The sequence below is a fragment of the Streptomyces bluensis genome, assembly GCF_014650715.1.
Lineage (GTDB): Bacteria > Actinomycetota > Actinomycetes > Streptomycetales > Streptomycetaceae > Streptomyces > Streptomyces bluensis.
Genome location: NZ_BMVM01000032.1, coordinates 1 through 13,811, shown reverse-complemented (window position 1 = coordinate 13,811; position 13,811 = coordinate 1). Strand labels below are relative to the sequence as shown.

At 71.5% G+C, this 13,811-nt stretch carries 9 protein-coding genes; 7 read left to right on the top strand and 2 right to left on the bottom strand.

Annotated elements, in window-relative coordinates; all coding sequences use genetic code 11:
* The first annotated feature begins 85 nt into the window (after nucleotides 1–85).
* From IE262_RS38005 to IE262_RS37995, 3 genes are read left to right on the top strand one after another with little or no spacing between them, the layout of a single operon-like run.
* On the top strand, nucleotides 86–1,153 hold the full coding sequence (locus IE262_RS38005; protein WP_189880157.1) for a LacI family DNA-binding transcriptional regulator: 1,068 nt from the start codon (nucleotides 86–88) through the stop codon (nucleotides 1,151–1,153).
* A 56-nt stretch (nucleotides 1,154–1,209) separates the two neighbouring features.
* Nucleotides 1,210–1,668, top strand: a complete 459-nt coding sequence (locus tag IE262_RS38000; RefSeq protein WP_189880156.1) for a nuclear transport factor 2 family protein — start codon at nucleotides 1,210–1,212, stop codon at nucleotides 1,666–1,668.
* A gap of 36 nt (nucleotides 1,669–1,704) precedes the next feature.
* The gene (locus IE262_RS37995) at nucleotides 1,705–2,244 is read left to right on the top strand and encodes a flavoprotein (RefSeq protein ID WP_134041057.1); all 540 of its coding nucleotides are present in this window, start codon (nucleotides 1,705–1,707) and stop codon (nucleotides 2,242–2,244) included.
* A gap of 44 nt (nucleotides 2,245–2,288) precedes the next feature.
* On the opposite strand, the gene IE262_RS37990 is transcribed toward IE262_RS37995, so the two are convergent.
* A complete protein-coding gene (locus tag IE262_RS37990; RefSeq protein WP_189880155.1) occupies nucleotides 2,289–3,083 on the bottom strand; it encodes a phytanoyl-CoA dioxygenase family protein in 795 nt (264 codons plus the stop codon).
* Between the two features lie 63 nt (nucleotides 3,084–3,146).
* On the opposite strand from IE262_RS37990, the gene IE262_RS37985 reads away from it, so the two are divergent.
* Complete coding sequence (locus IE262_RS37985) at nucleotides 3,147–4,049, top strand: helix-turn-helix domain-containing protein (RefSeq protein ID WP_189880154.1); 903 nt, start codon at nucleotides 3,147–3,149, stop codon at nucleotides 4,047–4,049.
* A 93-nt stretch (nucleotides 4,050–4,142) separates the two neighbouring features.
* Here IE262_RS37985 and IE262_RS37980 read toward each other — a convergent pair whose 3' ends face one another.
* Nucleotides 4,143–6,560 carry a SpoIIE family protein phosphatase gene (locus IE262_RS37980; RefSeq protein WP_166681773.1) on the bottom strand — a complete coding sequence of 806 codons (2,418 nt, stop codon included), beginning with the start codon at nucleotides 6,558–6,560 and terminating at the stop codon, nucleotides 4,143–4,145.
* A 305-nt stretch (nucleotides 6,561–6,865) separates the two neighbouring features.
* On the opposite strand from IE262_RS37980, the gene IE262_RS37975 reads away from it, so the two are divergent.
* The 3 genes from IE262_RS37975 (at nucleotide 6,866) to IE262_RS37965 (ending at nucleotide 13,768) form a co-directional block, all read left to right on the top strand.
* Nucleotides 6,866–9,970 (top strand): glycoside hydrolase family 2 TIM barrel-domain containing protein, encoded by a 3,105-nt coding sequence (locus tag IE262_RS37975; protein WP_189880153.1) that lies wholly within the window; start codon nucleotides 6,866–6,868, stop codon nucleotides 9,968–9,970.
* 222 nt (nucleotides 9,971–10,192) lie between these two features.
* Nucleotides 10,193–12,445 carry a glycoside hydrolase family 9 protein gene (locus IE262_RS37970; RefSeq protein WP_189880152.1) on the top strand — a complete coding sequence of 751 codons (2,253 nt, stop codon included), beginning with the start codon at nucleotides 10,193–10,195 and terminating at the stop codon, nucleotides 12,443–12,445.
* 45 nt (nucleotides 12,446–12,490) lie between these two features.
* Complete coding sequence (locus IE262_RS37965) at nucleotides 12,491–13,768, top strand: IS4 family transposase (RefSeq protein WP_229877956.1); 1,278 nt, start codon at nucleotides 12,491–12,493, stop codon at nucleotides 13,766–13,768.
* The last annotated feature ends 43 nt before the right edge of the window (nucleotides 13,769–13,811 follow it).

Sequence of the window (13,811 nt, the reverse complement as noted above, 5' to 3'; positions counted from 1 at the left end):
CCCGTCCGCCCGACCTATCCTGTGGGCCTGCCGGGCGGGACGGAACCGCCGGGCCGTCACCACGAGGTCGAAGGAAGCAGCCGCCATGACCCGAAGCGCCACGGACGGTGCCACCCCCAGGGGCCGCAGCAGGCGCAACTTCGCCGGATCGCGGCCCGTGATGGACGACGTGGCGCGGCTGGCCGGTGTCTCCAAGCAGACCGTCTCCCGGGTGCTCAACGACAACCCGGCGGTCCGCGCCGAGACCCGCGAGGCCGTGCTCGACGCCATGCGGTCGCTCGGCTACCGGCCCAGCCGCAGCGCCCGGTCCCTGGCCAGCGGCAGGACCCGCATGCTCGGCGTGATCTCCTTCGACGCGGCCCGCTACGGGCCGGCCTCCACCCTGACCGCCATCAACACGGCCGCCCAGGAAGCCGGTTACCTGGTCAGCTCCATCGCCCTCGACACGGCCGACAAGGACACCGTGGTCCGCGCCGTGGACCGGCTGTCGGCCGAGGGCGCGGACGGCGTGATCGCCATCGCCCCGCAGCGCCGGGTGGGCCGGGCGCTGGCCGAGGCCCGGCTCGACACCCCGCTGGTGACGCTCGACAACGCCCTCGGGGACGGCACACCCATGGTCAGCGCGGACTCCCGGGCCGGCGCGCGCGCCGCCACCGCACACCTCCTCGGCCTCGGACACGCGACCGTCTGGCACATCGCCGGTCCCACCGGCTGGACATCCGCCGAACAGAGGCTGGCGAGCTGGCGGGAGACCCTCGAAGCGGCCGGCGCCGAGGTCCCCGAACCCTTCCTGGGCGACTGGAGCGCCGACTCCGGTTACGCCCTGGGCCGCCGGCTGGCGCGGCGCCCCGAGGTCACGGCCGTGTTCGCGTCCAACGACCAGATGGCCCTGGGCGTCCTGCGCGCCTGTCACGAGGCCGGCCGCCGCGTCCCCGACGAGGTCAGCGTCGTCGGCTACGACGACATCCCCGAGGCCGCCCATCTGCTGCCTCCGCTGACCACGGTGCGCACGGACTTCGCCGAGCTCGGCACCCGCTCCCTGCGGCTCCTCCTCGACCGGCTCGACGGCACGGACGGCCCACGGACCGAACCGGTCGTCCCCGTGCGACTCGTCGTCCGTGACAGCACGGCGCCCGCTCCCGCGCCCCGTTGAGCGTGGCCAACCTCCTATGCTTTCCACCAGGTTGTCCGACCCGGAAGGACGTGAGCATGACCGATCGCCCGCCCCTGCCGCCTTTCACCCGTGAGACCGCCGCGCGCAAGGTCCAGGCCGCCGAGGACGCCTGGAACACCCGTGATCCCCACAAGGTCTCGCTCGCCTACTCGGAGGACTCGGTCTGGCGCAACCGCGACACCTTCCTCACCGGCCGCGCGGAGATCGTCGCGTTCCTCACCGCGAAGTGGGAGCGCGAGCGGGAGTACGCGCTGCGCAAGGACCTGTGGGCCTTCGACGGCAACCGCATCGCCGTCCGCTTCCAGTACGAGTCCCAGGACGCCGACGGCCAGTGGTGGCGTTCCTACGGCAACGAGCTCTGGGAGTTCGACGAGCACGGGCTGATGACCCGGCGCGAGGCCAGCATCAACGACGTACCGATCGAGGAGCGGGAGCGGCGCATCTTCGGGCCGCGGCCGGAGGCGGAGCACGGCCAGTCGTTCCCCGTTCAGTAGGTCCAGCAGATCCAGCAAGTCCAATAGGGTTCCCGGATGACCGAACAGGCCGAGAAGCCCTTCCTCTACGTCGTCGTCTGCGCCGCCGGGATCGCCGCGGACGTCAGCAAGCTGATCACGGCGGCGCAGGAACGGAACTGGGACGTCGGCGTGATCGCCACCCCGGTCGCCATGCGGGGCTTCTTCGACACCACCGCCGTCGAGACACAGACCGGTCGCCCCATCCGCTCCGCCTGGCGGTCCCCGGGCGACCCGCGCCCCTTCCCCGCGCCCGACGCCGTGGCCGTCGCGCCCGCCACCTTCAACACGATCAACAAATGGGCGGCCGGCATCGCCGACACCCTCGCCCTCGGCACCCTCTGCGAGGCATACGGGCTCGGTGTCCCGATCGCCGTCCTGCCCTGTGTGGCCGACGCCCTGGCGGCCCATCCCGCCTACCGCGCGAGCCTCGCCCGGCTGCGCGAGATGGGTGTCCGCTTCGGCGACCCCTACTCCGGTGAACCCCTACAGGACGGCGGGCGCGGGGAGTTCGCCTGGGAGCGGGCCCTCGATCTGCTCGCTCCCGACGCGGGGTGACCGACCAGGTGTCACGGAGATCGTGCTGTCCGGGGCGCACCGCCTCAGTGCGCGCCCGCCGCCTCGAACTCCGTGCCGCACGGCCCCGCGCCCTCGCTCTCCGGCAGGGCGACGGGCTCGCCGCTCATCGTGAGGGCGTGGTAGAAGCGGCCGATGCGCTCGGTGGAGCGGCCGACGTAGTGGCCGATGAAGGAGCGGCGGAAGCGGTCGTCGGTGCGGTTGGGCTGGGAGCCGTGCACCAGGCTGCCGTTGAAGAACAGCACGTCACCCGGCTCCATGTCGACGGGCACGGCGGTCAGGCCGGGCGGCGGCGGCACGTACTCCCGGACGAAGGACAGCTCGGCGTCCGCCTCCTGAGGACAGAACAGCTCCATGCGGTGCGTGCCCGGCACGACCTCCAGGCCGCCGTTGTCCTGGTCGATCACGTCGCAGGCGATCCACGCGGCCACACACGTGCCCGGCTCCACCCGGAGGTAGAAGTTGTCCTGGTGCAGCGCCTGACCGCGGGCGCCCGGCGGCTTGAAGTAGAACATGCTCTGCGCGGCCAGGACCTCCTCGCCCAGCAGCACTTCGAGGATCTCCCGCAGCCGGGCGTCGAGGAGGACGCGCCGGGACAGCTCGTTGATGCGGTGCGGGTGCATGACCCGGGGATAGATGTGCAGCGGGTCCGCCGGGGTGTCGACCGCGGTCGTCCGGGGTTCGAAATGCCCGGGGACCGGACCGCCCGCGTGCAGTTGCGCGAACTCCGCGCACAGGCCGTCGATCTCGGCGGCGGAGAACAGCCCGCGCACCACCAGATAGCCGTTCTCCTCGAAGTCCGTCCTGACTGTGACTGTCATCCGTGTGCCCCTTCCCGGCATGTCCCTTCCACGCCACGCTAGGTGGGAGCGGATACCGGGAGGATGCCTGTGCGTGCTGACGACTTGTCCGAGACTGCCGTACCGTCCCCGCCACCGGGCCTCGTGACCGTCGGGCGCTTCGACCAGGGAACGGGCTACCGGATCAACCGTCCGCGCGGATCGGACAGTTGGCTGTTCACGTGGACCACGGGCGGCGGGGGAGTGCTGCGCCAGGGCGCGGCCGAGACCGTCGCCGGTCCGGGCGATCTCGTTGTCCTGGGCCCCGGCGTGCCCCACCGGTACGGCCTCCGGCCCGGCGCGGAGCACTGGGCGTTCTGGTGGGCGCACTGCCAGGCCAGGACGTCCTGGGCCGGCTGGTTGCGGCCGTACGAGATCGGGGACCGCCTCTACGCGGTGACGCGCCCCCATACCGCTGTCCGAGGCCGTGTCGACGCCGCGTTCGCACGGATGATCGCCGACGCGCGCTGGGCGGGGGAGGGCGCGCCGCCCTCCGAGGGAGTGCCGGGGGCCGGTGAGGTGGCCGTGGCACACGGCACCGCCGCCCGTGAGCTGGCCCTGTGCTCGCTGGAGGAGGTCGTGCTGCTCGCCGCTGCCCGCTCGGAGCCGCGCCGGTCGGGGGCCGACCCGCGGATCCGGCGGGCGGAAGGCCTGATCGCCGCCGACCCGGGTGCCCGGCACACGGTCCGCTCCCTCGCCGCAGGCGTCTCGCTTTCGCCGTCACGGTTCGCGCACCTCTTCACCCAGCAGCTCGGCCGGTCCCCGATGCGGGCGCTCCTCGACGCCCGGCTGCTGCACGCGGCGCGGCTCCTCGAAGCGACCGACCTGCCGGTGGAGCGGGTCGCCGCGGCCTCGGGCTTCACCAGTCCGTTCCACTTCAGCCGGGTGTTCCGGCAGCGGTACGGGGTCCCTCCGGGGGCGTACAGAAGCGGCCTCAGGGGCGGCTGACAGGATGTTCGCCGGGGCGCGTTCGCTCGGAGCGGCCTCGGGAAAGCCGCTCAGCTCTACAGCGCCGGGCTCTACAGCGCCGGCTCCAAAGCGTCAGCCCGGCAGCGTCAGCTCCGCCCAGATCGTCTTGCCGCCGTCCGTGTGGCGGCTGCCCCAGCGCTGGGTGAGCTGGGCCACCAGCAGCAGGCCGCGGCCGCCCTCGTCGAACGTCTTGGCCCGGCGCAGATGCGGAGCCGTACCGCTGCAGTCGGACACCTCACAGATCAGGGTGGAGTCCTCGTGGATGAGCCGCAGCTGGATGGGGGGCGCGCCGTGCCGGATCGCGTTGGTGACCAGCTCGCTCACCACGAGCTCGACGGTGAACGCCAGCTCGGTCAGCCCCCACGCCGCCAGCTGGTCCAGGACGTACTGGCGGGTGCGGGCGACGACCGCGGGGTTGGCCGGCAGCGCCCAGGTCGCGACCTGAGAGGGACTCAACCCGCGGGTCCGGGCCAGCAGCAGCGCCACGTCGTCGGTGGCCCCGGCCGCCGGCAGCATCGAGCCGATCACGTCCTGGCAGACCTCGTCCAGGGAACCGGTCGAGCGGGCGAGGGTCCGGCACAGCAGATCCTGCCCGGCGTCGATGTCGCGGTCGCGGCTCTCGATCAGCCCGTCGGTGTAGAGGGCGAGGAGCGTGCCCTCGGGGAGTTCCAGCTCGGTGGACTCGAAGGGCAGCCCGCCCAGGCCCAGCGGCGGGCCCGCCGGCACGTGCACATCGAGCGGCCGGCCGTCCGGTGTGAGCACCACCGGCGGCGGATGCCCGGCCCGCGCGAAACTGCACCGGCGGGTGACCGGGTCGTACACCGCGTACAGGCAGGTGGCCCCCACCTCGGTCACCCCTTCGGCGCCGGCCTCCTTCGACAGCCGTACGACGAGGTCGTCGACGTGGGTCAGCAGCTCGTCCGGAGCCAGGTCGACGTCCGCGAGCGTGCGGACGGCCGTACGGAGCCGGCCCATCGTCGCCGAGGCCTGGATGCCGTGGCCGACGACGTCACCGACCACCATGGCGACCCGCAGGCCGGACAGCGGGATCACGTCGAACCAGTCGCCGCCCACTCCGGCCCGCGCCGCCGGCAGGTACCGCGACGCCGCCTCCAGCGCGGGCATACGGGGCAGCGTCAGCGGGAGCAGGCTGCGCTGGAGGGCCAGCGCCGTCTCGCGTTCGCGGGAGAAGCGGCGGGCGTTGTCGATACAGACGGCGGCGCGGGCCGTGACCTCCTCGGCCAGCAGTTCGTCGTCGGGTGTGAACGGGTCCTTGTGCCGGAAGCGGGTGAGTACGGCCACGCCGAGGGTCGTGCCGCGGGCCCGGATCGGGACCGACATGGTGGTGTGGATGCCGTACTCCTTTATCCGCCCACTGCGCACCGGGTCCCAGTCGAGCCACTCCCCGAGGGCGCCGCCGGAGTCCGTCGCCACGACCGTCCGCCCGGCGCTCAGGGAGGCCCCTTGTGGTGAGGAGGCGGGGTAGACGTCGAGGCCCCCCAGCTCGACCACGGCCTCGGGGCAGCCAGGGTTCACCGACTGGTGGGCGGCGCGGCGCAGAGTGAACGGGGCGGACAGCGATCCCACCGCCGGTTCGTCCCCGTAGGCCAGGGATTCCATGAGGTCGACGCTGACGAAGTCGGCGAGCGCGGGCACGCACACATCGGCCAACTCCTGGGCCGTGCGGGTCACGTCGAGGGTGCTGCCGATCCGGACGCTGGCCTCGTTCACGAGCTGCAGCCGCTGCCGGGCCTGGTACTGCTCGGTGATGTCGTGGCCGGTCACACAGACGCCGATCGTCCGCCCGGCGCTGTCCGTCAGCGGGGCGATCCGTGCGGACCAGGCGTGCGCGTCGGCCTCGTCGGCGGCCCGCAGAAAGGCCTGCACCTCCTTGCGCCGGCCGCTGCCGAGCACCTCGTGCAGCTGCTGCTCCAGTTTCTCGCCCTGCCGGCCGCCCACGATCTCGCCCATGTGGAGCCCCCGGAGGTTCTCCTCCGGGATGCCGACCGCGTCCGCCATCGCGTCGTTGATGCCGCGCAGCCGCAGTCGCTCGTCGAACACGGCCGCCGCGCACGGCGACTGGGTCATGAGCGCCGCGGCGAGAGGCTCGTCGAGACTGAGCGGACCGGGGTCCTCCAGGGGGCAGAGAACGAGCCAGCCGCCGGCCTTGTCCCCGGTGTCCGCGGCCGTCGGCCGGCGGAGGTGGGCGAGCAGCCACACCGACACCGTCCGGCCGTCCTGGTGACGCAGCGGAACCGTGCCGCTCCAGACGAGGCTGCCCGGCGGAGGCAGCCGGAACGAACCGCGTGCGGCCAGCAGACGCGCGGCGGACCGGCCCAGGACGTCCTGCGCCGACCAGCCCAGCAGCAGCCGCGCTCCCTCGTTCCACTCGATGACCGAACCGTCGGCGGCCACGACCGCCCGCGCCGTGACGGTGCCGTCAAAGGGATACGCCACGGCGTCACCCTCTGTGACCTTGCGGCTCCTCATCGTGGCCAGATTCCATTTCGCCGGACCGAACGCGCATGCGGGCGAAATCCAGCCTAGTGCGTCGCGATCCGGCACACCCGGCGTCCGGGGCGAGCGGGAGGGCCGATCGACGGGGCGACTGGGGCAAGGCGGGCGCACGTGGCCGGACGAACCCTTGACGCCTCTGCGCGTCACGACGTCAGAATCTGTTTGCTCGCGAGCACTTGTGTGTGATCGCTTGCGCTCGTGGGCCCTTGTGCTGAGGGCTCCTGCCCCACCTGTGTGCCACGGAATCGTTCCCCCGCACGTCCGACGAAGGGATGACCATGACGGTCACGCGCAGGTCGCTACTGATCGCGGGCTCCGCCGCGCCGATGGCAGGGGCGCTGGCGGGCACCGCGGCCGCCGCCGAGGCCCCGGCCCGCCCGGCCCACGCCGCCTCGGGGCGCACGATCGACCTCCGCGACGGCTGGCGCTTCGCGCTGGTCAACCCCGGCGGCATCACCGACCCGACCGGCGAGTACGCCGACGCGATGAAACCGGGCTACGACGACTCGGCCTGGCGCCAGGTGGCCGTGCCCCACGACTGGAGCATCGAGCAGAGCCCCACCACCGAGTTCGGCACCACCAGCGGCACCGGTTTCCTCCCCGGAGGCCTCGGCTGGTACCGCCTCTCCTTCACCCTCCCGCCCGCCCTCGCGGGCAAACGCGTCTCGGTGGAGTTCGACGGCGTCTACATGGACTCGTACGTCTACTGCAACGGCACCGAGGCCGGCCGTCACCCGTACGGGTACACCGGGTTCGCCCTCGACCTCACCGACCTGCTGCACACCGACGGCACCACCCCCAACGTGATCGCGGTCAAGGTCCAGAACCGGCTGCCCAGCAGCCGCTGGTACTCGGGCAGCGGCATCCACCGCACGGCCCGCCTGGTCGTCACCGACCCCGTGCACGTCCAGCGCTGGGGCACGTACGTGACCACCGAGGAACTGAGCGGCGAGCGCGCCCTCCTGCGGGCCCGGACCACCGTCGTCAACGCGTCGGGAACCGGCACGGAGATCACCGTGAGATCCCGCGTCGTCGACCCCGACGGACGCACGGTCGCCCGCACGCAGTCCACGGTCACGGCCGCCGCGGACCCCGAGACCGTCACCCACGAACTCGCCGTACCGGACCCGCGGGTGTGGGACATCGACACCCCTCGGCTCTACACCCTGCGGACCGAACTCCGCGTCGACGGCCGCACCGCCGACACCTACGAAACCCCCTTCGGTATTCGCCACTTCACCATCGACGCGGACAACGGCCTCACCCTGAACGGCCGTTACGTCAAACTCCGCGGCGTCAACCTCCACCACGACCTCGGCGCTCTCGGCGCGGCCGTCCACGCGGACGCCGTGGAGCGGCAGCTCGTCATCATGAAGAGCATGGGCGTCAACGCCCTGCGCACCTCCCACAACCCGCCCTCGCCCGAGGTGCTCGCGGCCTGCGAGCGGCTCGGCATCGTCATGATCGTGGAGGCCTTCGACTGCTGGCGCAGCAGCAAGACCCGGTACGACTACGGCCGGTTCTTCGACGAGTGGTCCGACCGGGACATAGCGGAGATGGTGCTCGCCGCCCGTAACTCGCCCGCCGTCATCATGTGGTCCATCGGCAACGAGATCTCCGAGTTCACCTCCACCGCGGGCCTCGCCATCGCGGACCGGCTGATCGCGGGCGTGAAGAAGCTCGACGTCACCCGCCCCATAGTGATCGGCTCCGACCGGCACCGCAGCCTGCCCGCCGAGGGCTCCCCGGCCGACCTGATCCTCGCCAAGGTCGACGGCCTGGGCCTCAACTACAACACGGCCGCCTCGGTCGACGCCTTGCACGCCCGTTACCCCAAGCTGTTCCTGTTCGAGTCGGAGTCATCGTCCGAAACATCGACCCGCGGCGCCTACCAGGAGCCGGAGCGCCTCAACACCGGTGAGAACCACACCCCAGGGAAGCGCGCCACATCCTCGTACGACAACAACCTCGCCTCCTGGACGTACAGCGGTGAGTACGGGCTGAAGAAGGACCGGGACCGCAAGTGGTTCACCGGCGAGTTCCTGTGGTCCGGCATCGACTACATCGGTGAGCCCACGCCGTACGACGTGTTCCCCGTGAAGGCGTCCTTCTTCGGCGCGGTGGACACGGCCGGGTTCCCCAAGGACACGTACCACCTCTTCAGGAGCCAGTGGACGGACGAGCCGATGGTGCACCTGCTGCCCATGAGCTGGAACCACGAGGAGGGCGACACCGTCGAGGTGTGGGCGTACTCCAATGCCGACACCGTCGAGCTGTACCTCAACGGCACGTCCCTCGGCGTCCGCAGGTTCGACAGGAAGAAGACCGCCGACGGACGCCCGTACCTGGAGACCACCGAGGCCACCGGCGACGACAAGACCGTCGCCTCCGGCCCCTACCCGGGCAGCTACACCAGCCCGAACGGCAGCGCCGGCAAGCTCCACCTCACCTGGAAGGTCCCGTACGAGCCCGGTGAGCTGACGGCGGTGGCGCGCCGCGACGGCCGTACGGTCGCCACGGACACCCTGCGGACGGCGGGCCGGCCGTACGCGCTCCGCCTCACCTCCGACCGCGCGTCCCTCGCCGCCGACGGCCGTTCGCTGTGCTTCGTCACCGCCGAGGTGGTCGATGCCCGGGGCGTGGTTGTGCCCGGCGCCGAGCACCTGATCACCTTCGACGCCGACGGCGGCTCACTGGCGGGCCTCGACAACGGGCGCGAGGAGAGCGCCGAGCGCTACCAGGCGAGCACCCGAACCGCCTTCCACGGCAAGGCACTCGCGATCGTACGGTCCGGCGTCGAGCCTGGCTCCCTGAAGGTGACGGCACGCGCGGACGGCCTGCGGAAGGGCTCGGTGACCGTCCGCGCCACCCCGGCACGGTCGAGGTCCACCACGCCACCGGCCGTGTTCGAGGCGGAGCACCCGCCCGCCCCCGACTTCCCGTTCGCCGACGCCAGTTACTCGGGGCGCCCCGACACTCTCCCGGCCGCCATGCTCGACGGCGACCCGGCCACCGGCTGGTCCAACGCGTTCAGGAAGGCGGCCACGGCCCTGCTGCCCGCGTTCGACGGCGCCCGCGCCGAGGACTGGGTCTCGGTCGACTGGGGCCGGACCCGTACGGTCGACCGGGCGGAGGTCTCCTTCACGGTCGGCGCCACGCACTCCCTGCCCGCCTCGGTCGAGGTGTCGGTCTGGGACGGCAAGCGGTACGTGCCCGTCCAGGGCGTGAAGACCGACTGGGCCACGGAGTCCGACGCCCCCACGGTGATCACCTTCGCTCCGGTGCGCGGCACCCGGCTCCGGCTCCTCCTGACCAGCGCCCACCCGGGCCGTGCCGAGGGAGCGGTGCGGATCAGCCGCCTGGAGGTGCCGACGACGGGCTGACGAAGGCCTACGGAAGGCCGATCGAAGGCCGATCGAAGGCTTACCGAAGTCGGCCGAAGCCGATCGAATGTGATGCCGTCGCGGTCCGGACCGGAATCAGTCCTGTCCGGACCGTTGACGCGCTGTCATGTCTCGAACAGCATGACCCGCATCCCTTTCTGGGAGCGCTCCCACGCTATGCGCCACCTCTGCGCGCCCCCCACTTCTCAGAGGAGCCCAGACGTGAAACGACGCAGAACCACCCTGCTCGCCGTGACGGCCCTCCTCGCGACGGCGCTCACCGCGCTGCCGGCCGGGTCGGCCCAGGCCGACAAGGCCGAGGAGGTCGAACAGGTCAAGAACGGTACCTTCGACACCACCACCGCCCCCTGGTGGACGACGAGCAACGTCACCGCGGGCTTGTCCGATGGCCGGCTCTGCGCGGACATCCCGGGCGGCACCGCCAACCGCTGGGACGCCGCCGTCGGCCAGAACGACATCACCCTCGTGAAGGGGGAGTCGTACCGGTTCAGCTTCACGGCGTCCGGCGCGCCCGAGGGAAACGTGCTGCGGGCGATCGTCGGACTGTCGGTGGCACCGTACGACACCTACTTCGAGGTCAGCCCGCGCCTGAGCGTCTCGGGCGACGCGTACTCCTACACGTTCACCTCACCCGTGGACACCACCCAGGGGCAGGTCGGCTTCCAACTCGGCGGCGGCAACGACCCGTTCCGCTTCTGCATGGACGATGTGTCGCTGCTCGGCGGGGTGCCGCCCGAGGTGTACGAGCCCGACACCGGACCACGGGTACGCGTCAACCAGGTCGCCTACCTGCCCGCCGGGCCGAAGAACGCCACCCTCGTCACCGACACCACCGAGAAGCTGCCCTGGCAGCTGAAGAACGCCTCCGGGAGCACGGTCGCCCAGGGCTGGACCGTGCCGCGCGGCCTCGACGCCTCCTCCGGCCAGAACGTCCACTCCATCGACTTCGGCTCCTACCGCACCCGGGCCAAGGACCTCACGCTGGTCGCCGACGGCGAGACCAGCCGCCCGTTCGACGTCGACCCGAGCGCCTACGAGCAGCTGCGGCTCGACTCGCTGAAGTACTACTACACCCAGCGCAGCGGCATCGCGATCCGCGACGACCTGCGCCCCGGCTACGGCCGCGCGGCCGGTCATCTGAACGCCGCGCCCAACCGCGGCGACAAGGACGTGCCCTGTCAGCCGGGCGTCTGCGACTACACGCTCGACGTCACCGGCGGCTGGTACGACGCGGGTGACCACGGCAAGTACGTCGTCAACGGCGGCATCTCCACCTGGGAGCTGCTGTCCACGTACGAGCGCTCCCTGCTGGCCCGCACCGGTAAGGCCGAGAAGCTCGGCGACGGCACGCTCTCCCTCCCGGAGAGCGGCAACAAGGTGCCGGACGTGCTGGACGAGGCCCGCTGGGAGCTGGAGTTCCTGCTGAAGATGCAGGTGCCGGCCGGGCAGCCGCTCGCGGGCATGGCGCACCACAAGATCCACGACGAGCAGTGGACCGGGCTGCCCCTGATGCCGGACGCCGATCCGCAGAAGCGCGAACTGCACCCGCCGACCACGACGGCGACCCTGAACCTCGCGGCCACCGCCGCACAGGCGGCGCGCCTCTACAAGTCCTACGACCAGGCCTTCGCGGCGAAGGCGCTCGCGGCGGCACGGACGGCCTGGGCGGCGGCCCGCGCACACCCCGACATCTACCCCGACCCGGACGACGGCGTCGGCGGCGGCACCTACGCGGACGACAACGCCACCGACGAGTTCTACTGGGCGGCCGCCGAGCTCTATCTCACCACGGGCGAGAAGGAGTTCGCCGACTTCGTCCTCGCCTCCCCGGTCCACACGGCCGACATCTTCGGCAGCCTCGGCTTCGACTGGTCCCGGACGGCCGCCGCGGGCCGCCTCGACCTCGCGATGGTCCCGAGCGGGCTGCCCGGCCGGGACAAGGTACGCCAGTCCGTGATCAACGGCGCCGACCGCTACCTCGCCACGCTGAGGACACAGGCGTACGGCATGCCGTACGCACCCGACAACAATCTCTACGACTGGGGCTCCAGCCACCAGGTCCTCAACAACGCGGTCGTCATCGCCGGCGCCTACGACATCACCGGCGCCTCGAAGTACCGCGACGGGGCCATCCAGAGCATGGACTACATCTTCGGCCGCAACGCGCTGAACATGTCCTATGTGACGGGGTACGGCGAGGTCAACGCGCACAACCAGCACAGCCGCTGGTACGCCCGCCAGCTCGACCCCGGCCTCCCGAACCCGCCCCGGGGCACGCTCGCCGGAGGTCCGAACTCAAGCATCCAGGACCCGTACGCGCAGAGCAAACTCCAGGGCTGCGTCGGTCAGTTCTGCTACATCGACGACATCCAGTCCTGGTCGACGAACGAGCACACGATCAACTGGAACGCCGCGCTGGCACGGATGGCGTCGTTCGTGGCGGACCAGACCTAGGGGCAATGCTGGTGACTTAGCTGTCCTGCTCTCGTTGGTTGTGGTGTGGCGAGGGTGGGGCAGGTCAAGTCGCCTGCGGGTGAGCGGTTGTCGGACCGGATTGCGATCGGGGTGCTGACGCGGGTGTTTCCGCCGGAACTGATCGATGAGGTGGTCGCGGAGACCGGGCGGGGCGAGCAGCGCAGCCGTCTGCTGCCGGCCCGGGTGGTCGTGTACTTCGTGCTGGCAATGTGTCTGTTCTTCGGGCAGCCGTACGAAGAAGTCGCGCGGCTGTTGGGCGACGGGCTCGGCGACGGGCAGCGGTTCTGGCGGGTGCCGACGACTGCCGCGATCGGGCGGGCGCGTCGGCGCCTGGGCGTGGAGCCGTTGAAAGTGTTGTTCGCCCGGGTGTGCCGTCCGCTGGCGGCGCCGCGGACGGCGGGTGCCTGGTATCGGCGGTGGCGCCTGATGGCGGTGGACGGCACGACCTTGGACCTGGCGGACACGGCGGAGAACGACAGCTACTTCGGCCGCCCGGGCTCGGGGCGGGGAACGGGCGCGTTCCCGCAGGCCAGGCTCGTGGCGCTGGCGGAGTGCGGGACCCACGCGGTGATCGGCGCGGCGGTGGGCCCGTCGTCGGTCAGTGAGCCGGTACTGTCCCGGCAGCTGTTCGGCGCCCTGCGGGCGGGGATGCTGCTGCTGGCCGACCGGGGCTTTTACGGGTTCGAGTTGTGGCAGGCCGCCCGGGCAACGGGCGCGGACCTCCTGTGGCGGATGCGCAAGAGCACCGCTCTGCCCGTGGTGCAGGTCCTGGCCGATGGCTCCTACCTCAGCACGGTCCATGCCGAAAAGGACCGCAAGAGCCGCCGCAACCCGGTGACGGTCCGCGTGATCGAGTACACCCTCGCCCGCACCGGCGACGCAACCGTCTACCGCCTGCTGACCACCCTGCTCGACCCTGAACAGGCACCGGCGAAGGAACTGGCCGCGCTCTACGCCCAGCGGTGGGAGACCGAGACCACGCTGGACGAGATCAAGACCCACCAACGCGGCCCGAAGCTCATCCTGCGCTCGCGATACCCGTGGGGCGTGGAGCAGGAGATCTACGGCTTCCTCCTGGTGCACCACGCCATCCGGCAGCTGATGCACCAGGCCGCCACCGGCCGCGGTCTTGATCCCGACCGCCTCTCCTTCACACGGTCCCTGCGGATCGTGCGCCGCCAGGTCCCGGCCCAGGCGGCGTTTTCCCCCCCAGCCGACTCGCCGGGGCACTCACCCGCACCCTGGCTGAGATCGCCGAACGCCTGCTGCCCCCACGCCGTCATCGGACCTGCCCCCGAGTGATCAAACGCAAGATGTCCAACTGGCCGCTCAAACGGGCCGAGCA